Genomic DNA, 21,141 nt, shown 5'->3' with positions numbered 1-21,141 from the left:
GACCTGGCGATCATGAAAGAGAAGGTTCTGGTGGCCTACGGGTTCCGCCAAAGACGGGCTGCGGTCCCTCGGGCAGGTCAGGGCCGGATGTCGAGTACCTCCGCCACTGGTCGGCGCGGCGTGCGGGGGCCTTTGGGGCCGTATCCCAGGCGCAGCAGCATCTGCGTGTAGCCCGTCCCGGTGACCGGATCACGCAGCGGCCAGCGCAGGTCCGTCCATTCGAGGGGCTGGGTGGCGAGGGAGCTGGACAGGCCCTCCAGGGTGGCCAGCAGCAGGACGCGTTCCATGGCCTGGCCGGCGCGCAGCCAGTCCTCCGGACGGTCGTGGGGCGTGCTGACCAGGGCTACCTGAGGGCTCTCTTCGAAGTCTGCGGCGTCCCGTCCCGCGACCTGCCGTGGGCCCGCGAAGTCCCGCATGGGAGCCTTGCCCCCGCGCTTGCGCGGCCCGAAGGCGTATTCCGGGACTCCGTCGTCGGTCATGTTCACCGACGGAGCGTCGATGCGGGTCCATTCGGCCAGGTCCTGGTCGCTGCCGCGGTCGGTGAGGTTGCGCGCCTCGGCCTCCCGGACCACCTCCAGCACGTCTTGCAGATGCCATGAGGTGGGGAACGTCAGCACGGCCCCCTCACGCCGGGCGGCCTCGCTGAGTGCCTCCCGCACGGCATGGGGGATCTCCGTCTCGTCGAACGGGAAGCGGCTGCTGTGCCGTTCGTGGAGCGCCGGATACAGCGCGCCGAGGTCGTTCTCCCCGATCCCGGGTGCCGTCAGCCGCACGCTCGCGAGGAGCGCCGGATCGGACGGGTCGTGCAGCAGCCGGGTCTCCGGATGCCAGCCCTCGTGAGCCACGGCGACCCGCAGGTTCAGCAGGGCGGCGCCGCAGCCGATGTGAAGGCCGCGGGTACGGGGGTCGGAGCGGGGCATGGCACGCTCGAAGTCGGCGCGGATCTCGAACGTGCGGGTGCCCCGGACGTAGCGGAAGCGCCAAGGCTGTGCGTTGTGCATCGACGGGGCGGCGGCAGCGTCGTGGACCAGGTCCGTCAGGCGCTCGTCGGACGGTTCTTGTCCGCTCACCGGAGTCTCCTCTCGCGGATCGGCGGCAGGCCAGGAAGGGACCAGACCTGCGGTGGCTCACTCGTCGGCAGGGGTGATGCGCCTGCCCGTGAGGTTCGCGGGCCGGATCGGCACCCACATCTCGCGTGCCCCGCCTGCCCAGGGCGTGGTGTGGGCGCGTGGTGGAGGTCCTCCAACTCACGCAAGACTGCCGGAAGCCCACCCCTGCCGTGTCGTGCGGGATGCGTCATGAGTGATCCTCCTTGACTTGCTTGCCGCCGTCGGTCACAAGCGCCAGCCGACGGCCTGGCGGGTGCTCGGCCGGGACGCCCCGACGCCCTCGATGTCACGCTCGGCGATGTCCAGCAGTTGCTGGGCGAGTTCTCGCATGGCACGGCCCGCCGCCAGTTCGTCGCCGATCTCCGGTACGTTCGGATCCGTCGGATGACGGTGCGCGGTCCCATGGCCGGTGAGCTGCGTGGTGCCGGTGTCCAGCACCACATGTGCCTTCGTCGCTCCCTCGTCGTCCTCGAAGAGGTGGAGACGAACCTTCCATTCCACCGTATGTGGCATCACTTTCCTCCTCACTGCGATCCGGATCGGCCCGTCATGGACGCACGGGCCGTGCGTAGGAAGCCGACGTCTGTTCGTCGATGTGGCGCCGGACGCGGCGGGCGAGGGCGCTCAAGTGCTCGGAGGCCGTCGCGCGAGGCGCAACCGGGTCCCGTATCCGGCGGGCGTCTTTTGGCAGACCGGCCAGGTCGGCGGCGAGCCTCTCCCGGCACGCGTCGAGCGTGGACCTGCCGCCGGTGCGCTGCCCACCGCGCATCACCGTCTCCAGCAGCGGGCTGCCGTCGCTCTGCGACGGCTCGTCGGCGAGACGGATCACGTCGGCGTATGCCGCGCGGCGGAACACCTGCTTGGGGGCCGGCGCGGTCACTTTCGCCGACGACAGCTTCATCACCGGGCGCCCGTCGTACTCCACCATCTTGTACGCGGAGTCCAGGTACGGGGCGTCGGCCGAGACCCCCACCCGGGTCCCGACGGCGTAGGTGTCGATCGGCGCTCCGGAGCGGACCAGATCGTCCACGGCGTACTCGTCGAGACCCCCGCTGGCGATGATCCGCACCTCCGGCAGGCCCGCCTCGTCGAGGATGGAGCGTGCCCGGGCCGCCAGGGCTCCGAGGTCGCCGCTGTCCAGCCGAACGGCCGAGCCGGGAGCGCGGTCCAGGTCCCGCAGGACGCGCGCCGCGACGCGGACGCCCTCCTCGGTGTCGTAGGTGTCCACCAGCAACGTCACGGGGCCCGGGTGGCAGCGTGCGAACGCGCGGAACGCTTCTTCCTCCGTGGCGAACGCCTCCACGTAGGAGTGGGCCATCGTGCCGACGGCGGGGATGCCGAGAGCCGTGGCCGCGGCCACGTTGCTGGTTCCGGCGAAGCCGGCCATCGCACCGAGCCGGGCGGCCTGGAACCCGGCCTGCGGGCCGTGGGCGCGCCGCAGGGAGAAGTCCACGACCGGATGCCCGGCCGCCGCGAGCACACAACGCGCTGCCTTCGAGGCGATCGCCGTCTGGTGGCTGAGCTGGTTGAGCACGTACGTCTCGACCAACTGCGCCTGTGGAAGCGGTGCGGTCACCTCCAGCAGCGGCTCTCCCGCGAGCACGATCCGGCCCTCCGGTACGGCCCGCACGTCACCCCTGAACGCCAGACCGAGCAGGGGCTGAAGATCCCGCATCGGCCGGTGCAGTGCGGAAGCGAAGGCGTCGACGTCCTCGGGGCCCACTCGGAGGCCGGACAGGTAGTCCAGGGCCGACTCCAGGCCTGCGGCGACCAGGAAGCCCCGTTCAGGAGGAAGGTCGCGGACGAAGAGGCTGAAGGTGGCCGGGCCGGTCATCCCCTCCCGCAGGTAGGACATGGCCATCGTCACCTCGTACAGATCGGTGGTCGTCGCTTCGGACATCGGCGTCGTCTCCTCGTGCGCGTCCGGTCTCTGCCCGTCACCGGCGGAAGCGCGCGGACCACACGGGCTCCACCAGGTCCCACTCGGCGTCCCACTGCGCGTGCCTTCTCCGGTCCAGCACGCGGCGCGTGCCTCCCCGCAGCGCGAAGAACCCGCCGACCACTCCGACCGCGGCCATGCCGCCCACGAACCAGCCGTTGGTCGTCGCGGTGAGCGTGGTCGTCGGCGGGCTGGTGATGGTTCCCTCCCGGTCCAGCCACACCGGCACGGTGGCCCCCGCGGGTGTTCCCGACTTCACCAGGGTCGTTCCCGTCCGGACCTTGCCGTTGTCGTCGGTCCAGCGGACCTGCGCCTGTTGCTTCCCGTCCGCGGTGGCGCCCTTGACGCTCGACGTCAGCCGGGCGGTGACCTCCTGCCGTTCCGCCGACTGGGCTTGCACGGTGCGCATCGACGACTCGTACGCCGTCAGCCCCGCGCTGAGCGCCGCCACCGGCAGTCCAAGGACCAGGACGAGCATCAGGAAGCGGCGGATCCAGGTCTCGAACCTGTCGGACGGACGGAGCAGGGGGTTCGTTCCCTTGGGCGACAGTTCCCGGCGCGACGGGGACGGACCGGACGCGTACGGCAAGTTCTGTGCACTCATGAGTCGGCCTCCAGCAGGTCGCTGGTCCCGTTTCCCCACCGCTTGGCCCCACCATCGGACAGCAGCGGACTTCGGTCACAGGGCCGAAGGTCCCTGTCGGCCCGGCTTCCGGCCTCAATGAGGCCGACCCGTCGACGTGGTCCGTCCCGGGCGGCCGCGGTCATATCCGGGGAACGACCGCGGTCGGGCACGGCGCATATGCAGTAGCGCGTGATGGGTCAGGCCCAGGTGCAGGCTCCGGGGTCCGCAGCGCGTCGTCGAGCACCTGCGCCGGCGAGCGGCGGTGGGCTTCCAGGGCGTACCCCGAGGGGCCTGAGGTGTGGTGAGGGCACCCAGCTGTGTGCTCCAGGCATGCACCGCGCCCAGTCGGCAGCGGCACACCTGGGCCTCGCGGAGGGCGAACTGCACGGCCGTACCGCTGCCCTCGCCCTCCTCGACACCTACGACCGCACGAGCACCGGCGCACAGGGTTGCGCCCCTCGTCGACCAGGGCGCAGGCCGCGTCGCCGTGCAGCACCTCGCTCGACCGCGTGCAGGAGATGGAGTGGCACTCCGTGCCGGACAGCCTCGTCGGCGGCCCAGTCCACCGCCTCCAGGCTCGCCTCGGACCCTTCTATGCCGACCACCAGGGGAATCGTGCCGTGACACCAAGCTCGGGCAGTGCAGCGGGGGCGGCTGATGGATTCTGGGCAATCTGATCAACGGAACCCAGGCCGAGCTGGTGCGGTTTCCCTTCGCCGACCACTCCACCCACCGGCGGCCGTGGAAGGTCCCGCTGAACGAAGAGGTCCTGCTCGCCGAACACGCTGGTTGGTGGAGCTGGTGAGGTACGGAGACCTGCCCATCTCCGGACTGGTCACCCACACCCTCCCCCTCGACCGTATGCAGGACGCCTACCAGGCGTTCGTCGGCGGCACCACCACCGGCGCTCTCAAAGTCGTACTGCACCGCGAGTGACAGGCCGGCCGTCGGGGGGGGGGCCGACCGGTCCCCAGGTCGGGGCCGCCCGGCCCTACAGCACGCCGGTGATGGGTGGTGCCATGGAATTGAGCCGAGGGCCACAAGGAGACACGGAGAAGCGAACCAGAGCCGCGCACCGTGTGATTCGGGCCCGCAAGAAGCGGGCGGCCCCCGGCTCCATGACGTCGGCCCCCGGTCGGCGCCCACCCTTTCGGGCCGTCTCCTTCCGCCGAAGTGCAGCGCGGGGCGGGCTCGGCGACTCTGGAAAGCGGGGGCAGTGCCGCAAGGAGCACCGATGCACTGGAAAACCATTCACAAGGACGCCCCGCCGGTCGTCCCGCCTCGCCTCACCGACTACGACCGGGCCCGCTCGGCCTTCAGCTGGTCGCAGGCGCGCAGCGACCTGGCCGGGCTTCCCGGGGGCGGCCTCAACATGGCCCACGAGGCGGTCGAGCGACACGCGGCGTCCGATCACGGGGACAAGGCCGCGCTCCGCTGCATCGCCCGGGACGACTCCGTCTCCAGCGTCACCTACGTGGAACTGGCCCGCCGTACCGCCCGCTTCGCGAACGTCCTGCACTCCCTCGGCGTCGGCCACGAAGACCGGGTGTTCACGCTGCTGGGCCGCTGCCCCGAGCTGTACACCACGGTGCTGGGCACGCTGAAGAACACCAGTGTGCTGTGCCCGCTCTTCTCCGCCTTCGGTCCCGACCCGGTCGAGCAGCGACTGCGGTTGGGCGGTGCGCAAGTCCTGGTGACCACCGCGGCCCTCTACCGGCGCAAGGTCGCCGAGCGCCGCGCATCGGTGCCCGGACTGAAGCACATCCTGATCGTCGGGCCCGGCGCGGAGGACCTGCCCGGCACAGCATCCTTCGACGAGCTGATGTCCGCCGCCCCGGACACCTTCACCACCCCGCCGACGTCCCCCGAGGACATGGCGCTGCTGCACTTCACCAGCGGAACCACCGGCACCCCCAAAGGCGCGGTCCACGTCCACGAGGCGGTGATCGCCCACTACGCCACGGCCGCGTACGCACTCGACCTGCACCCCGAAGACGTGTATTGGTGCACCGCCGACCCCGGCTGGGTCACCGGCATGTCGTACGGCATCATCGCCCCGCTCGTCCACGGCGTGACGGTCGTCGTCGACGAGGGCGACTACGACGCCCGGCGCTGGTACCGGATTCTCGGCGAACAACGGGTCACCGTCTGGTACACCGCCCCTACGGCCCTGCGCATGCTCATGCGCGCAACTCCGCGACAGGGCCCCTACGACCTGCCCCGCTCCTACGACCTGTCCGCCCTGCGCTTCATCGCCTCCGTCGGAGAGCCCCTCAACCCGGAGGCCGTCGTGTGGGGCCGGGACGTGCTGGGCCTGCCGGTGCACGACAACTGGTGGCAGACGGAGACCGGCTGCATCATGATCGCGAATTTCGCGGCCTGCGAGATCCGTCCCGGTTCGATGGGACGGCCGCTGCCCGGCGTCGAGGCGACCGTGCTGCAGCAGGACGAGAACGGCCGAGCGCTGGTCACCGACGGCAGAGTCACGGAGGTAGAAGCCCCGGGTGTCGAAGGCGAGTTGGCGCTGAGGCCGGGCTGGCCGTCGATGTTCCGCGGCTATCTGCACGACAAGGAGCGTTACGACGCCTCGTTCGCGGACGGCTGGTACCTGACCGGGGATCTGGTGCGGCGGGACGCGGAGGGCTGGTACTGGTTCGTGGGACGCGCCGACGACGTCATCAAGTCGGCGGGACATCTGATCGGCCCGTTCGAGGTGGAGAGCGCTCTGATGGAGCACCCGTCGGTGGCCGAGGCCGGGGTGATCGGGCGGCCGGACCCGATTGCCGGGAACGTCGTCAAGGCGTTCGTGTCGCTGCGGCCGGATGTCGAGCCGACCTCGGATCTGGAGCGGGAACTGCTGGCGTTCGGCCGCCGCAAGCTGGGTCCCGCCGTCGCTCCCAGGGAGATCGCGTTCGACCAGAACCTGCCCAAGACCCGCAGCGGGAAGGTGATGCGCCGTCTGCTGCGTGCCCGTGAACTGGGCCTGCCTACGGGCGACTTGTCGACCTTGGAGGGATCCACATGAGCGTGGCCCGCCCCACCCGGACGCGGAAGGACCCGGCGCACCCGAAAGCCGGCAAGAAGCCCGCGACGACCAAGTCGGCCCAGCGGAAAGCGAACACCGGGCCTCCCACCGGCCGAACGGGCCCAGAACACCGGACGGATCTGCTGGAGGCGATGCTGCGCATCCGGCGCTTCGAGGAGCGGTGCGTCGAGCTGTACAGCGCAGCGAAGATCCGCGGCTTCGTCCACCTCTACATCGGCGAGGAGGCCGTCGCCGTCGGCGTCAACGAGGCACTGACGCCCGAGGACGCGGTCGTCTCCACGTACCGCGAACACGGCCACGCCCTGGCCCGTGGAATCACGGCCGAGGCCGTCATGGCCGAGATGTACGGCAGGACGACGGGGTGCAGCGGCGGCCGCGGCGGATCCATGCACCTGTTCGACGCGAGCCGCCGCTTCTACGGCGGCAACGCCATCGTCGTCGGCGGACTCCCCCTGGCCGCCGGCCTCGCGCTCGCCGACCGCATGCGCGGACGGGCCAATGTCACCTGCTGCTTCTTCGGCGACGGAGCCTTCGCCGAGGGCGAGTTCCACGAGACCGCGAACCTGGCGGCCCTGTGGAAGCTGCCCCTGCTGCTCGTCTGCGAGAACAACCTCTACGCCATGGGCACGGCCCTGGATCGGCACGAGGCACAGACCGACCTGGCCATGCGGGCCGCCTCCTACGGCATGGTCGCCTGGGCCGTGGACGGCATGGACGCCGAAGCCGTCGAGCATGCCGCCCGACGGGCCGTCGAGGGCATCCGGGCCGGCACGGGACCGCACTTCCTGGAACTGCGCACCTACCGCTTCCGCGCCCACTCGATGTACGACCCCGACCGGTATCGCCACAAGGGGGAGATCGAGCAGTGGAAGTCCCGGGACCCGGTCAGCCTGCTCATGGACCGCATGCGTGAGAACGGTGAGCTGGGCGACAAGGAGCTCGCCCGCATCGAGCAGCGGATCGCCGACGGGATCGACCACGCCGTCGAAGCGGCCGAGCAGGCACCCGAGGAACCGGTCGGGCACCTGCTCCGCCACGTCACCAGTTCCTCGGCGGAGGCGGTGAGCTGACCATGGGTGCCGACATGACGCAGGACACGAAGACGACCTACCGCGAGGCGATGCGTGAGGCGCTTCGGGAGGCGCTGAGCTCCGACGACCGCGTCTTCCTCATGGGCGAGGACGTCGGCCGGTACGGCGGATGCTTCGGCGTCAGCCTCGGGCTGCTGGAGGAGTTCGGCCCCGAACGCGTCCGCGACACACCGCTGTCGGAGTCCGCGTTCGTGGGCGCCGGCATCGGCGCCGCCCTGGCCGGGCTGCGGCCCATCGTCGAGATCATGACTGTCAACTTCAGCCTGCTCGCCCTCGATCAGATCCTCAACAACGCCGCCACCCTGCTGCACATGTCGGGCGGGCAGTTGCCCGTGCCGCTGGTCATCCGCATGACCACGGGCGCCGGACGGCAACTCGGTGCCCAGCACTCCCACAGCCTGGAAGGCTGGTACGCGCACATCCCCGGCATCCGCGTCCTCACACCCGCCACCCTGGAGGACGCACGCCACATGCTTGCAGCGGCGCTCGCCGACCCCGACCCCGTACTGATCTTCGAGCACGGCAGCCTCTACAACGTCTCCGGCGAACTCCTGCCACCGACCGAACCCGTGGACCTGGACCACGCCGCGATCCGCCGGCCCGGCACCGACATCTCCCTGATCACATACGGCGGTTCGCTGCCCAAGGCCCTCGCGGCGGCGGACCAGCTGGCGGCCGAGGACATCAGCGCGGAGGTGATCGACCTGCGCACGCTCCGCCCCCTGGACGACGCGGCCATCACCGCTTCCGTGGCCCGCACCCACCGTGCCGTGGTCGTCGACGAGGCATGGCGCACGGGAAGCCTCGCCGCCGAGGTGTCCGCACGCATCACCGAAAGGTCGTTCTACGACCTGGACGCTCCCGTCGAGCGGGTGTGCAGCGCGGAGGTGCCCATGCCGTACGCCCGACAACTGGAGGAGGCCGCCCTGCCCCAGACCGCCGACATCGTCGCGGCCACGCACCGGGCGGTGGACTGATCATGTCCGAGTTCACCATGCCGTCTCTCGGCGCGGACATGGATGCGGGCACGCTCCTGGAATGGCTGGTAGGGCCCGGTGACACCATACACAAGGGCGATCCGGTCGCGGTCGTCGAAACCGCGAAGTCGACCATCGAGGTGGAGTGCTTCGAAACCGGGACCATGACGGAGCTGCTCGTCGAGCCCGGTACGACGGTGCCGGTGGGGACGCCCCTCGCGCTCATCGGGCCGAAGGGGGAGAAACCCGGGAAGCCCGGGGAAGCCGAGGAGCCCACGAAGCCCCAAGAGTTCGGGATTCCCCGGAAGGCCGAGGAAGCCGAGGAGCCCGAGGAGGGACCACCGGTCCGTCACACACCGAAAACCGGGCCGGCTTCCGAGCGTCCCTCACCGCCACCCGAACCCGCCCCGGTCCCAGTACCGTCGGCCGTTCACCCGAGCGGCCGCATCGAGGCGGGACCCCTGGTCCGGCACCTCGCGGAGCACAGCGGCGTCGACTTGGAGACATTGCACGGCTCCGGACCAGGAGGGCGCGTCACACGGACCGATGTAGAGCATGCGGCCGCCACCCGAGCCGGCACCAAGGCACCGCGGGTGCGGGCCACTCCCCTCGCCCGACGCCTGGCCGCCGAACTGGGCGTGGATCTGGGCACGGTGACGGGGACGGGCAGGGAGTCGGCCGTCCGTGCGGCGGACGTACGTCAGGCAGCCCCCGGCCCTTCGGCCCCGCCCGCCGGTGCCGCGCCACACCGTCCTTCCCCTGTAGGCCCTGCTGCGGCACGTCCTTCTGTGGCACGCCCGCCTGAAAACCGGACGGTGGCCATGCGGCAGGCGATCGCCGGCCTGATGACCCGCGCCAACCGGGACATCCCCCACTACTACCTCTCCACCACTGTGGACATGGCCGCCGCGATGGATTGGCTGCTTGAGCACAACCGACGCAGCCCGGTCGGTGAACGGCTGCTCCCCGCGGCCCTGTTGCTCAAGGCCGCGGCCTTGGCGGCCACTGAGGTCCCGGAGTTCAACGGCTTCTGGACCGACGACCACTTCACGGCGGGCGAGGGCGTGCACCTCGGCGTGGCCGTGTCCCTGCGCGGCGGAGGGCTCGTCGCCCCCGCGCTGCACCACGCCGACGCCCTGGCGCTGCCGCAGCTGATGAGCGCTCTGAAGGATCTGGTCACCCGGGCCCGTACCGGCAGGCTGCGCGCTTCCGAGGTGTCCGACGCGACCATCACGGTCACCAACCTCGGCGATCAGGGCGTGGAGACCGTCTTCGGTGTGATCTACCCGCCGCAGGTGGCCCTGGTCGGCTTCGGGCGGGTGGTCGACCGGCCGTGCGCCGTCGACGGTCTGCTGGGTGTGCGCCCCGTGGTCACGGTGACCCTCTCGGCCGACCACCGGGCGACAGACGGTGCGGTGGGCGCCCGCTACCTCACGGCTGTCACTCGCCTCCTTCAGAACCCGGAGCAGCTATGAACATGAACCGGACGGATGCACTGGACATGGTCAAGGGATCGATCTCCACCGTCATCCCCGACGCCGACGTCACCGTTCTCGGGCCCGACGACGCATTCCGCGACGTGCTGGAGATGGACTCGCTGGACTTCCTGAGCTTCGTGGAGGTCCTCAGCGAACGGTCCGGCGTCCGCATCGACGACGAGGACACGAGCCGGCTCACCACACTCGCCGGCAGCGCCGACTTTCTCGTCGCCCGCACGCAGTAGCGGTCCACGCGCAGTGACACGCGTCCCGTGAGCGACTACGGCTCAGACCGCCTCTGTGTCGTCGACGACCTCCCTCACGTCATCGATGTCCCTCACCGACGCGAGCAGCTCACCACCCTCCGCCGCTCCCACCCACACGACCCAGGTGTACTCCGAGGCGGCCTACGGCCGTGCCGCGCGTGCCGCCGCCGAGCTCGTGAGCGCGGAGGTCGTCAGCACCCGGCACCGGGCCCGTGCAGCGTCGGGCGTCGATGGGCGGCCGGACATTGACCGCTCCACGCCTCGCTGTCCCGCTCGGTCCCGCGGCGGTGGGGCCCGGCCCGGTCGGCACACCCTGGGCGTGGACGAGCCGCAGCGGCAGGTGACGTCGGTCCGCCTCGTCCGCGCCCGGGATGAGGCGCTGTCCTACCTCGCCGGCCACTGCCACTTCGGCCTCGGGCCGCTTCAGTTCTCCCACGTCGACCTGGCCAGTCACGAACGCGGATACGCGCCCCTGCGGCATCCCGTCGGGTCGCGGTGCCGACCATCCTCGGTATGTGGCAACTGGCGTCGGTGGTCACACACCGTCAGCGTCGCACCCTCGGCATCCCCAGCCCGATCCACGAGATGATCTCCCGCTGGATCTCGTTGTTGCCGCCGCCGAAGGTGAAGATGACCGCCGAGCGGTAGCCGCGTTCGAGTTCGCCGTGCAGGACCGCTCCGGCCGAGCCCTCCTTCAGGGCGCCCGGGGCCGCGACGATCTCCATGAGCCAGGCGTAGGCGTCGCGCCGGGCCTCCGAGCCGTAGACCTTGACGGCGGAGGCGTCCTGGGGGGTCAGGGTGCCGTCCTGGACCGCGCCGACCATCTGCCGATTGAGCAGTTTGAGCGCGTCCAGCCGGACGTGGGTGCGGGCCAGCAGGCGGCGCACCCAGGGCAGGTCGGCGACGCGGCGGCCGTCGGCGAGCTTGGTCTCCATCGCCCAGCGCTGCACGTCGTGCAGGGCACGGATCGCCATGGTGCCGTGGGCGGCCAGGGTCACGCGCTCGTGGTTGAGCTGGTTGGTGATCAGCCGCCAGCCCTGGTTCTCGGCGCCGACCCGGTGGGAGACGGGGACGCGGACGTTCTCGTAGTAGCTGGCCGTGGTGTCGTGCGAGGCGAGGGTGTTGATCAGGGTGCAGGAGTAGCCCGGGTCGGTGGTCGGCACCAGGAGCATGGTGATGCCCTTGTGCGGCGGGGCGTCCGGGTCGGTGCGGACCGCCAGCCACACCCAGTCGGCGGTGTCCCCGTTGGTCGTCCAGATCTTCTGGCCGTCGACGACGTACTCGTCGCCCTCCCGTACCGCCCTGGTGCGCAAGGACGCGAGGTCGGTTCCGGCGCCGGGCTCGCTGTAGCCGATGGCGAAGTCGATCTCGCCGGAGAGGATCCTCGGCAGGAAGTACGCCTTCTGCTCGTCGGTGCCGTACTGCATGATCGTCGGGCCGACGGTGTTCAGCGCCATGAGCGGCAGCGGGACGCCCGCCTGGGCGGCCTCGTCGAAGAAGATGAACTGCTCCATGGCGGTCAGGCCGCGCCCGCCGTACTCCTTCGGCCAGCCCACACCCAGCCAACCGTCGGCGCCGAGCCGCCGGATGGTCTCGCGGTAGAACCGCTTCTGGGCCGCCGGGTCGCCGTACCGGGCGTACTGGTGGTCCGGGACCAGTCCGGCGAAGTAGGACCGCAGTTCGGTGCGCAGCCGCTGCCGCTCGGGCGTGTATTCGAGGTGCACGGCGCCTCCAGGCTCCCAAGGCCGGTCCTGTCGGCGCACACCGTAGAACGTGTTTCAGAAATTGTGAATGGCGTTGGTCAGTTCAGCGTGGCGAGGAAGTCCGTGCACGCCCGTGCACAGGTGCGGCACGCCGCCGCCGAGTCCTCCGCTCCCGGTTGCCGGTCGAAGACATGGGCGGCCTCGAGGCACACGGTCCGGCACCACTCCACCTGGACGCGGATGGTGTTCTCGTCCACCTGATTCTGCTCGGACAGCACACGGCAGGTCGCGTCGCAGACCTCCGCGCACATGATGCCCTTGCGTCGTACGAGTTCCTGATTCTCGGTGCCGTCGGGATCCACGAGGCTGGCGCGCAGCGCGCACGCCCGCGCGCACTCCGTGCACGCCTGCGCACAAGCGAAACGGTCCTCCAGGAACCGGAACAGCTCCTGCTGGGATGTCGTCGAAGTCACACCGCGCGGGTAGCCCCGCTCGGCGCCGGTCAAACCCGGCGTTCCCCGGTGTTCCGTAGGGCGCGGCGCTCGCGCGGGCCCGGCGGCCGGCGCTCGCGCGGGCCCGGCGGGTTCACGGAGGGGACCAGGGGTACCCGCGTGCCATGAATAGCGCATGGATGGAGATGGCCGCGGGCAGTGGCGCCGTCGGCATCGGGCTGGTCGTGGCGGGTGTGGTGGTCGTGGCCCTGCTGCTGGGGGCCTTCGTCCTCGGCGTGCGCGTCAAGCGCAGGGAGCTGCCCACACCGCGCCCGGACGAGCAGCCGCGGCTGCCCGAGGGGGGCCCGGTCCGCGAGACGAGCGAGCGCCGGGAGCCCGAGGAGGTCCCGCGGAGCGACGAGCGCCTGACCCCGCACCAGCTGAAGGGGCACGGCAACATGAGCGACCGGACGAGCGCGACGCAGGAGCGCCCGCGCTGGAACGAGGGCGGCAGCGGCGGCTTCGGCAGCGGCGGCCCGGGAGCCCGCTGAACCCGCCGCCCGGCATCGCCGAGCACGTCGTACACAGCAACACGTCGTACACAGCAAAGTGAGAACCATGGCCGACTCCGCCCGCAGCACCCTGCCACTGCCCGACTACGACCAATTGCCGGTCGGGAGCCTTGAGAGCCGTGTGCGGTCGCTGTCCGGGGACGAGGTCGAGCGACTGCTCTCGTACGAGCGGTCGCACGCCGACCGGCCGGCGGTCCCCCGGCTGCTCGGTGCAGGGCTCGACCAGGTGCACGCGGGCGCCGAGCCGACGTCCGGCGACCCGAACGCCCTGCGTCCCGAGGCTGGGCAGGGCGGCCAGGGCGGCTCGCCGGTGTCGCCGGCGACGTCGCCGGTGCCGCACGGCCCGCCGCCGCACGGAACGCCCGACCAGCCCGCCCAGCCCAAGGCCAACCGCACCTGAGGAGCCCGTGATACCCGGGAAAGGGGCCCGTGCCTGTGCACGGGCCCCTTTCCCATGCTCCGGGCCGACCTACCCGAGGTGACGTGGATCACAGGTTTCGGGTGCATCGTAGGGCGTGGGCCGGCGTCTTTTGAGTGGTGTAGGGGGCCACTGAGACGCAGGACGGTGAGGATGGAGCAGGTTCGGGCGGACGGCTTCGACGAGTTCGCGGCCGCCCGTTGGTCGACGCTGCTCCATGTCGCGCGTCTGCTCACGGGGGGCGACCGGCAGCGTGCCGAGGATCTGGTGCAGGAGGCCTTGGTCAAGCTGTGGTTCGCCTGGCCGAAGATCGCCGACCAGGCTCCGGAGGCGTATGTCCGCACGGTGCTGGTACGGCTGGCGGCCCGCTCGGCGCGGCGGCGCTGGTGGGGGGAGCGTCCGGTGGAGCAGCTGCCCGACCGGGCCGGCCCGGTCGATGTGTCGTCCGCCGTCGCGGAGCGCTCGCGGCTGGAAGGGGCGCTGGCCCAGCTGTCGCCCAAGCAACGGGCGGCAGTGGTGCTGCGCTACTACGAGGACCTGCCCGAGGCCCAGGTCGCACAGGCTCTGGGCTGCCCGGTGGGCACGGCCCGGTCCCACGCGTCACGCGGAGTCGCACGGCTCCGCCAGATCCTGTCCGACGCCGTCAGGCCCGTGACATGAAAGGAGAACCGATGGACGACTTCGAGCGGGACCTGTCGAGGCTGATGCGCGACACCCAGCAGCACACCCCCTACGAGCCCGAGCACCGGCAGCGGCTGCACGCGGGCATCAGGACCCGCCGCAGGTCGCGGTTGCTGTGGAAGGCGGGCGGATCCGCGGTGGCGGTGGCCGGTCTCAGTGCCGCGCTGGCCCTGCTGCCCAACCTGCTCACCCGCGCCCAGCCCGCCGATCCCCGGCCGCAGCCGGCGACCAGCCCGACGACCCCACCGGACAGCACGCCGACGACCGAGCCGTCGGCGACCAGCCCCACTCCGACCCTGCAACCCGAGACGTCCCTGCCCGCGACCACCACCGGCGGCGTCACACCGTCCGGGACGACGACCCCGCCGGCCGACCCCACACCGACGGCCACGGCCTCCGAGAGCCGGAGCGGCACGACGCCGCCCGCGCCGCCGCCCTCCCCGACCCCGACGACGGTCCCTCCGTCCGTGCTGGATTCCGAGGAACCCTCCGCATCGGCCTACACCGAGTAGCCGCCTGAGCGGCCCTACGCGTCAGGGGCTCCGCGCCCCACCCCTCACCGCACCACCCGCCACGGGCGCCTTCGGCATGCCCGAAAACCGGCGCGCGGGCCTGCCCCGCGCCAGAAAGAGACCGTGAGACGCCATGCGCACCCTACGGCGGTCGGCCCTGATCGACCGCCCGATACCCGAGCCGTCCGCGCTGCCGCGCCGGGCGCCCCTGCCCGCGCACCACCCGGACCCCGTGCTGGACGTGGTCGTTCCCGTGTACAACGAGGAACACGACCTGGAGCCCTGCGTCCGGCGGCTGCACGCGCACCTCGGCGAGACCTTCCCCTACGCCTTTCGTATCACCATCGCCGACAACGCCAGCACCGACGGGACCCCGCGGATCGCCGCCCGGCTGGCCGCGGAACTGCCCGGCACGGACTTCATCCGGCTGGCGGAGAAGGGGCGGGGCCGTGCGCTGCACACCGCGTGGTCCCGTTCCCGCGCCCCGGTGCTCGCGTATCTGGACGTGGACCTCTCCACCGACCTCGCCGCGCTGCTGCCGCTGGTCGCGCCGCTGATCTCGGGCCACTCGGACATCGCCATCGGCACCCGCCTGGCCCGTGGCTCGCGGGTGGTGCGCGGGCCGAAGCGGGAGATCATCTCCCGCTGTTACAACGGGCTGCTGCGCGGCACGCTCGCCGTGGGCTTCTCCGACGCGCAGTGCGGGTTCAAGGCGGTGCGGCGGGACGTCGCCGAGCGGCTGCTACCGCTGGTGGAGGACCGCGAGTGGTTCTTCGACACCGAGTTGCTGGTCATCGCCGAGCGCGCCGGGCTGCGGATCCACGAGGTGCCGGTGGACTGGGTGGACGACCCCGACAGCCGGGTCCACATCGTCTCCACGGCGCTGGCCGACCTGCGGGGCATGGCCAGGCTGGGCCGGGTCCTGGCCTGCGGCAGGCTGCCGCTGTCCGCGCTGCGCCGCAGCGGCGGAGACCTCGACGGGGAACTGCCCGCGGGGCTGGCCCGGCAGGTGGTGCGCTTCGCCGCCGTCGGCGTCGCCAGCACCCTGTGCTACCTGCTGCTGTACACCGTGCTCCGGCCGGCGACGGGGGCACAGGCCGCCAACGCGCTGGCCCTGCTCGCCAGCGCGATCGCCAACACGGCAGCCAACCGGCGGCTCACCTTCGGCGTACGGGGCCGTGGCGGCGCACTGCGCCACCATCTCAAGGGCCTGGCCGCCTTCCTGATCGGGCTGGCCCTGACCAGCGGTTCGCTGGCCGTCCTGCACCAGACCGCGCCCGGGGCCGGCCACCGGGTCGAGCTGCTGACGCTGATCGCCGCCAACCTGGCCGCGACGCTGCTGCGTTTCCTCCTCTTCCGGGCCTGGGTGTTCCCGGCCCGCCGCACGACAGGACTCTCCGCCCCATGAGCACCGTCCAGCTGCGTCGCCCGCCGTCGGGCGTCGACCGCCCCGAAGACCCGCGCGGCTCCCGGACGTATCCCCGGTCGTCGTGGCCCAGGCTGCGCGCGGCGGCCGTCCGCCACGGGCCGATGCTGCTGACGTACGGCGTGCTGAAGCTGGCCGGCTTCGCCGTCTTCATGTACCTGCTGGATTCCGCGGGCGACTTCCGGAAGAAGAACCCGCGCTTCGGCGGCGGCGAGCACGCCTGGGACGTCCTCGCCAGCTGGGACGGCTGGTGGTACCAGCAGGTCGCCGAGCACGGGTACGACCCCGTCCTGAAGCCGGTCCCGGGCGCGACCGGCATGATCACGCTGGAGGGCAACTCGGCGGCGTTCTTCCCGCTGTACCCGACGCTGATGCGGCTGGTGTCGGAGTGCACCGGGCTCGGCCTGTACGGCGCCGGCATGGTGGTCTCCGTCCTCGCCTCGTTCGCCGCCGCGCTCGGCATCCACGCCGTGACGCGACGCCTCGGCGGCCACCGGGCCGGTCTGGTCGCGGCCGGGCTGTGGGCGGTCTGGCCGGGCTCGGGCACGGAGTGGTCGGGCTACTCGGAGTCCCTCTACACGGCCCTCGCCGCGTGGGCCTGTCACGCCGTCATGACCCGTCGCTGGCTGACCGCGGGCCTGCTGACCTTCGCGGCCGGGCTCTGCCGGCCCACCGCGGTCGCGCTGGTGGCCGCCCTGGCCTTCGCCGCGGTGATGGCCCTGCGCCGGCGTGAGGACGGGGTTCGCCGGCCCCTGGCCGCCGTGGCGATCGCGCCGCTGGGCCTGTTCGGCTACCTCGGCTGGGTCAACTACCGCATGGGCGACCTCAACGGCTACTCCAAGCTCCAGGACGGCGCCTGGGGCCACAAGTTCGACTGGGGAGTCCACTCGTTCAACGTGCTGACGTCCATCCCCGTCGGGCACTTCGACTACCTCTTCGCGATGCCCTTCGAGGACGTCATCGGCCTCTGCGTGGTGCTGATGGTGCCGGTGCTGACCGTGCTGCTGATGCGCCTGCGCCCGCCCGCCGTGCTCGTCGTCTACACCGTCCTGTCCTACCTCATGGTGATGACGACCCAGCAGTACTTCGGCAACGTCTCGCGCTATCTGCTCCCGCTGTTCCCGCTGTTCATCCCGCTCGCCCTCGCGATGCGACGGCTCAGGTGGCCGTCCCTTGCCACGGTCCTCGGGGTGGCCGCGCTGGCTTCCGGGTCGTACGCGGGATACGTGCTGTTCGTGCTCGGGGTGCCGTAGACCGGCGTCGGCGACCGGTGAGATGGCTCCGAAACACTCCCTTCACGCAGGAAGTATTTAGGGGTAACGGCCGCTGCCTACCGTGCCTGCCTTGTCAGTCCCCAACCCGCAGCAAGGAGGCGTGGCATGAGTACCGAGCCGCGACTGGCCGAGGCCGCCGAGCCCGAACCCGCACAGCGGGCCGCGCCGGCCACGGACCAGGCCGTCAAGGAGACCCTCGAGGACTACACGCTCCGTTTCGCGCCGCGCAGTTACCGGCGCTGGACCCCGATGGTGGTGGCGACGACCGCGCTCGGTGGCATCGCCTACATGGCCGACTTCTCCATCGGGGCCGGCATCGGCCTGGCCCACGGCACCGGCAACGCGCTGCTGGCGATCGCCGTCGCCGCCGTCGTCATCTTCGTGACCGGATTCCCGCTGGCCTACTACGGGGCCCGGTACAACATCGATCTGGACCTGATCACCCGCGGCTCCGGCTTCGGCTACTTCGGATCCGTCCTCACCAGCGTCATCTTCGCCAGCTTCACCTTCATCTTCTTCGCCCTCGAAGGCTCGATCATGGCGCAGGGCCTGAAGCTGGGCCTCGGACTGCCCCTCTGGCTCGGCTACTTGGTCTCCACGCTGATGGTGATCCCCCTGGTGATCTACGGCATGACGGCCCTGAGCAAGCTCCAGGTGTGGACCACCCCGGTCTGGCTGCTGCTGATGGTCGGCCCGCTGGTCTACCTGGTCGCCACCGACCCGGGCACCGTCGACCGCTTCCTCGCCTACGCGGGAACCGACGGGGACGGCGGCATCGACACCGCCTCCGTGCTGCTCGGCGCGGGCGTGTGCCTGTCGCTGATCGCACAGATCGGTGAGCAGATCGACTACCTGCGCTTCATGCCGCCCAAGACCGAGGCCAACAAGCGCAGTTGGTGGACGGCCGTGGTGATGGCCGGCCCGGGCTGGGTCGTGCTGGGCGCGCTGAAACAGGCCATCGGTGTGTTCCTCGCGGTGTACGTCATCGCCGAGGTCGGCGCCTCCGCGGCACCCGAGCCGATCCAGCAGTTCAAGGGCGCCTTCGACGCCATGATGCCGTCCTGGCTCGTCGTCCCGCTGGCGGTGGTGCTGGTCGTCATCAGCCAGATCAAGATCAACGTGACGAACGCGTACTCGGGTTCGCTCGCCTGGACCAACTCCTTCACCCGGGTCACCCGGCGCTACCCGGGCCGGATGGTCTTCGTGCTGGTCAACCTGGGCTTCGCGCTGGCGTTGATGGAGGCCGACATGTTCAGCTTCCTCAACAGCATCCTGGGCTTCTACTCGAACTGCGCGATCGCCTGGGTGGTCACGGTGGCCACCGACATCGGCATCAACAAGTACGTGCTGAAGCTGTCCCCGCACGCCCCCGAGTTCCGCCGCGGCATGCTCTACGCCGTCAACCCCGTCGGGGTCGTCGCCTTCGTCGCCGCCTCGGGGCTGTCCATCGCCATGTACTTCCACGCCCTCGGCGACACGCTCCAGCCGTACTCCCCCGTCGCCGCGGCCGTCATCGCCTTCGTCCTCACGCCGCTGATGGCCGTGGTCACCAAGGGCCGGTACTACCTGCGCCGCACCGACGACGGCATCGCCGAGCCCCTGCTGGACGAGGACGGCAACCCCAGCGCCGTCGCCTACGAGTGTCATGTGTGCCGGCAGCGGTTCGAGCGGCCCGACGTGGCGGCCTGCCGGACGCACGACGCGGCCGTCTGCTCCCTGTGCCTGAGCACGGACAAGGTCGGCGACCACGTCCTGCCCGCCGCGGTCTGACCCGTACGGCGGGAGCGCGGTCGGGCGCTCCCGCCGTACTTCACACATTCCGGGTGAGTCTCGGACGCGCGGTGCGGGACCGGATGAGGGGGCGGCTCCGGTACCCGGGCGGCATACTGATCTTGCGCTGCGCAAGGATCAGGCCGGCGGTCGGAGAGGGGATGACGGGACGTGACCACCGAAGAGCCGGACGGGCGGGGAGCTCCCCGCGAGCCGTACGGCGTTCCCCCGGTCCCCGACGAGGTGTGGCTGAGGTTCCTCACGGACAGCGAGTCCGCCATACGGCTCTCCGCCCCCAGGGAACCCTCCGCCAGGGAGCGGGCGGCGGGCCGGCAGCTCCAGCCCCCGCACGCCGTCGGCGACCTGTGGCAGCCGGAGGACCTGTGGGTCCGTGTGGCGTGGCGGGACCTGGACCGCCGCTCCAAGGTCCGGCGCGCCGGACGGGTCGTCGCCACCGCGGCCGCCGTCGGGCTGGCTTGGGGGCCTGGTCCCAACTGTCCACCGGCGCGGGCACGGGCCACCGGCCCGGTGAGAACACGGTGCGGCAGGTCGAAGGGGCCACGGCACGACTGCCCACCGCCACACCCGTCCCCTCTGCGTCCCCGGCCGCGCTGCCGTCCCGGTAGCGCGCGGCCGCCTTCCCCCGTACCGCAGCAACGCTCGACCCAGATCAGTCGCGGAACGGCCGGTCAGGGGCTGACGATCGCCGACATCGAGCGGGCGGAGGCGGATTCGCTGAAGTACCGGTACGAGTGAGGGGCCGCCCCGCGGCCTCGCGGTTCGCACGCCCAGAGAGCGATCTCGGGGCATCCCCTCAGCCGGTCTTCCAGCCCTTTCTCGTGTCGATCCGCTCCCACTCGGCGTCCCACTGGGCCATGCGCCGCCGGTCGAGGAGCAGGCGGGTCAGCCAGGTGGTGCCCAGTACCGCACTGCCCGCGAACACCCCGGCGAGCGCACCGCCCATCGCGGTGTGCAGCCAGGCCTCGCCGCTGGACACCGGCGGCGTCGTGAGGTCACCGCTCCGGTCCACCCACACGGTGTGGGTGCTCCCGGCGGGGGCCCTGGGCGGTACCCGGGCCTCGTCCCGGTGGGTCGAACCGTCCGGCGCGGTCCACCGCACCTTGCCCCACACCCGGTGGTCGCTCGCCGCGCCGGCGGAAGGCGGTCCGGGCGCGTCCTTGACGACCACGGCCGGGACCTGGCGGCTCTCGGCCCGCTGCCGTTCGACGGCCTGCTCGACCGTGCCCGCCGCCACCAGCCCGGCGACCACCCCGCCCACCAGGGCGAGCACCCACCCGGCCAGCACGACCCAGGCTTCGACGACGTCGACGCGCCGTTTGAGCACGTTGCGACGCCACCGCCACCACCGCACGGTCATGCGCTCTGACGTTTTCATCGGCCGACACCCCCTCGTGAGCACCGGCAGCACCCTTCCAGTGTGCGCCTGACTGGCGTGAACGCTCGCCGATCAACGTGGGCGGATCCGTTCCGGGGGCGGGCGGGGGGTGGTTCAGACGGGAGAGGCCTCGATCCGTACCCGGTCGCTCCCCTCGCCGGAGAGGAAGGAGGCCATGGCCCGTCCCTCCTCGGCGACACTCGTGCGGTCGGTCCGCGAGAAGCGGCGCAGCGGGGTGACGAGCACTGTGTCCGTCTCGACGGTCCAGGTCGCGGCCACCCTGCCGTCGACCAGGACGACGCGCTCGCCGGCCATGGACAGATGGCGGTGGTCGTCGTCGATGATCCGGCTGCGGTCGTGGTAGCCGAGGATCGCGTTGTCGAACGCCGGCAGGAACCGTACGGGTGCCGGGGTGTCGGGGTGGGGG

At 71.3% G+C, this 21,141-nt stretch carries 23 protein-coding genes and 2 pseudogenes; 16 read left to right on the top strand and 9 right to left on the bottom strand.

What is annotated here, in order from left to right; all coding sequences use genetic code 11:
* Nucleotides 1-77: 77 nt before the first annotated feature.
* The 5 genes from K4G64_RS04855 to K4G64_RS41295 all read right to left on the bottom strand — a co-directional run bounded on the left by K4G64_RS04855 (nt 78) and on the right by K4G64_RS41295 (nt 4,239).
* Complete coding sequence (locus K4G64_RS04855; RefSeq protein ID WP_221754822.1) at nt 78-1,001, bottom strand: nitroreductase family protein; 924 nt, start codon at nt 999-1,001, stop codon at nt 78-80.
* 333 nt (nt 1,002-1,334) lie between these two features.
* Complete coding sequence (locus K4G64_RS04850; RefSeq protein ID WP_221754763.1) at nt 1,335-1,622, bottom strand: DUF1876 domain-containing protein; 288 nt, start codon at nt 1,620-1,622, stop codon at nt 1,335-1,337.
* A 34-nt stretch (nt 1,623-1,656) separates the two neighbouring features.
* Complete coding sequence (locus tag K4G64_RS04845) at nt 1,657-3,009, bottom strand: nicotinate phosphoribosyltransferase (protein ID WP_221754762.1); 1,353 nt, start codon at nt 3,007-3,009, stop codon at nt 1,657-1,659.
* Nucleotides 3,010-3,046: 37 nt separating this feature from the next.
* Nucleotides 3,047-3,652: a hypothetical protein gene (locus tag K4G64_RS04840; RefSeq protein WP_221754761.1), complete on the bottom strand. Its 606-nt coding sequence runs from the start codon at nt 3,650-3,652 to the stop codon at nt 3,047-3,049.
* Nucleotides 3,653-4,092: 440 nt separating this feature from the next.
* Complete coding sequence (locus K4G64_RS41295) at nt 4,093-4,239, bottom strand: hypothetical protein (RefSeq protein WP_374206361.1); 147 nt, start codon at nt 4,237-4,239, stop codon at nt 4,093-4,095.
* A gap of 50 nt (nt 4,240-4,289) precedes the next feature.
* Between K4G64_RS41295 and K4G64_RS41290 the strand changes: the two are divergent.
* The 8 genes and pseudogenes from K4G64_RS41290 to K4G64_RS04810 form a co-directional block, all read left to right on the top strand.
* Nucleotides 4,290-4,454: pseudogene (locus K4G64_RS41290) on the top strand (alcohol dehydrogenase); the annotation flags it as partial.
* A gap of 20 nt (nt 4,455-4,474) precedes the next feature.
* Nucleotides 4,475-4,609 (top strand): hypothetical protein, encoded by a 135-nt coding sequence (locus tag K4G64_RS39840; RefSeq protein WP_260460032.1) that lies wholly within the window; start codon nt 4,475-4,477, stop codon nt 4,607-4,609.
* Between the two features lie 298 nt (nt 4,610-4,907).
* Entirely contained in the window at nt 4,908-6,698 is a 1,791-nt protein-coding gene (acsA, locus tag K4G64_RS04830) for an acetate--CoA ligase (RefSeq protein ID WP_221754759.1), read from the top strand.
* Complete coding sequence (gene pdhA / locus K4G64_RS04825; protein ID WP_221754758.1) at nt 6,695-7,789, top strand: pyruvate dehydrogenase (acetyl-transferring) E1 component subunit alpha; 1,095 nt, start codon at nt 6,695-6,697, stop codon at nt 7,787-7,789. The genes acsA and pdhA overlap by 4 nt, the downstream gene beginning before the upstream one ends.
* A gap of 14 nt (nt 7,790-7,803) precedes the next feature.
* Nucleotides 7,804-8,787, top strand: a complete 984-nt coding sequence (locus tag K4G64_RS04820; RefSeq protein ID WP_260460031.1) for an alpha-ketoacid dehydrogenase subunit beta — start codon at nt 7,804-7,806, stop codon at nt 8,785-8,787.
* Nucleotides 8,788-8,789: 2 nt separating this feature from the next.
* A pseudogene (locus tag K4G64_RS39835) lies at nt 8,790-9,476 on the top strand (E3 binding domain-containing protein); the annotation flags it as partial.
* Nucleotides 9,477-9,608: 132 nt separating this feature from the next.
* Nucleotides 9,609-10,262 (top strand): 2-oxo acid dehydrogenase subunit E2, encoded by a 654-nt coding sequence (locus tag K4G64_RS39830; protein WP_260460039.1) that lies wholly within the window; start codon nt 9,609-9,611, stop codon nt 10,260-10,262.
* A 2-nt stretch (nt 10,263-10,264) separates the two neighbouring features.
* Nucleotides 10,265-10,510: an acyl carrier protein gene (locus K4G64_RS04810; RefSeq protein ID WP_260460030.1), complete on the top strand. Its 246-nt coding sequence runs from the start codon at nt 10,265-10,267 to the stop codon at nt 10,508-10,510.
* A 566-nt stretch (nt 10,511-11,076) separates the two neighbouring features.
* On the opposite strand, the gene K4G64_RS04805 is transcribed toward K4G64_RS04810, so the two are convergent.
* Nucleotides 11,077-12,255 carry an acyl-CoA dehydrogenase family protein gene (locus K4G64_RS04805; protein WP_221754754.1) on the bottom strand — a complete coding sequence of 393 codons (1,179 nt, stop codon included), beginning with the start codon at nt 12,253-12,255 and terminating at the stop codon, nt 11,077-11,079.
* Nucleotides 12,256-12,332: 77 nt separating this feature from the next.
* Nucleotides 12,333-12,707 carry a ferredoxin gene (locus K4G64_RS04800; RefSeq protein WP_221754753.1) on the bottom strand — a complete coding sequence of 125 codons (375 nt, stop codon included), beginning with the start codon at nt 12,705-12,707 and terminating at the stop codon, nt 12,333-12,335.
* A 143-nt stretch (nt 12,708-12,850) separates the two neighbouring features.
* Between K4G64_RS04800 and K4G64_RS04795 the strand changes: the two genes are divergently transcribed.
* The 8 genes from K4G64_RS04795 to K4G64_RS04760 all read left to right on the top strand — a co-directional run bounded on the left by K4G64_RS04795 (nt 12,851) and on the right by K4G64_RS04760 (nt 20,074).
* Complete coding sequence (locus tag K4G64_RS04795; protein ID WP_221754752.1) at nt 12,851-13,216, top strand: DUF6479 family protein; 366 nt, start codon at nt 12,851-12,853, stop codon at nt 13,214-13,216.
* A 67-nt stretch (nt 13,217-13,283) separates the two neighbouring features.
* Nucleotides 13,284-13,637: a hypothetical protein gene (locus tag K4G64_RS04790; RefSeq protein WP_221754751.1), complete on the top strand. Its 354-nt coding sequence runs from the start codon at nt 13,284-13,286 to the stop codon at nt 13,635-13,637.
* A 171-nt stretch (nt 13,638-13,808) separates the two neighbouring features.
* Nucleotides 13,809-14,315 (top strand): SigE family RNA polymerase sigma factor, encoded by a 507-nt coding sequence (locus tag K4G64_RS04785; RefSeq protein ID WP_030844356.1) that lies wholly within the window; start codon nt 13,809-13,811, stop codon nt 14,313-14,315.
* 11 nt (nt 14,316-14,326) lie between these two features.
* Complete coding sequence (locus tag K4G64_RS04780) at nt 14,327-14,848, top strand: cellulase (RefSeq protein ID WP_221754750.1); 522 nt, start codon at nt 14,327-14,329, stop codon at nt 14,846-14,848.
* Between the two features lie 133 nt (nt 14,849-14,981).
* On the top strand, nt 14,982-16,256 hold the full coding sequence (locus tag K4G64_RS04775) for a bifunctional glycosyltransferase family 2/GtrA family protein (RefSeq protein ID WP_221754749.1): 1,275 nt from the start codon (nt 14,982-14,984) through the stop codon (nt 16,254-16,256).
* Complete coding sequence (locus K4G64_RS04770) at nt 16,253-17,527, top strand: hypothetical protein (protein ID WP_374206360.1); 1,275 nt, start codon at nt 16,253-16,255, stop codon at nt 17,525-17,527. The genes K4G64_RS04775 and K4G64_RS04770 overlap by 4 nt, the downstream gene beginning before the upstream one ends.
* A gap of 126 nt (nt 17,528-17,653) precedes the next feature.
* Nucleotides 17,654-19,318 (top strand): cytosine permease, encoded by a 1,665-nt coding sequence (locus tag K4G64_RS04765; protein WP_221754748.1) that lies wholly within the window; start codon nt 17,654-17,656, stop codon nt 19,316-19,318.
* A 171-nt stretch (nt 19,319-19,489) separates the two neighbouring features.
* Nucleotides 19,490-20,074 carry a hypothetical protein gene (locus K4G64_RS04760; RefSeq protein WP_260460028.1) on the top strand — a complete coding sequence of 195 codons (585 nt, stop codon included), beginning with the start codon at nt 19,490-19,492 and terminating at the stop codon, nt 20,072-20,074.
* Between the two features lie 58 nt (nt 20,075-20,132).
* Here the strand turns inward: K4G64_RS04760 and K4G64_RS04755 are convergent, their stop codons facing one another.
* Entirely contained in the window at nt 20,133-20,714 is a 582-nt protein-coding gene (locus K4G64_RS04755; protein WP_260460027.1) for a DUF3592 domain-containing protein, read from the bottom strand.
* A 114-nt stretch (nt 20,715-20,828) separates the two neighbouring features.
* Nucleotides 20,829-21,141: DNA glycosylase AlkZ-like family protein (locus K4G64_RS04750; RefSeq protein ID WP_221754747.1), on the bottom strand; the 313-nt coding region annotated here is incomplete at its 5' end.

Source organism: Streptomyces sp. WAC04114 (assembly GCF_019733245.1).
Classification (GTDB): Bacteria; Actinomycetota; Actinomycetes; order Streptomycetales; family Streptomycetaceae; genus Streptomyces; species Streptomyces massasporeus_A.
The sequence above is the reverse complement of the archived record's forward strand: the minus strand, read 5'-3'. Positions and strand labels throughout refer to the sequence as shown.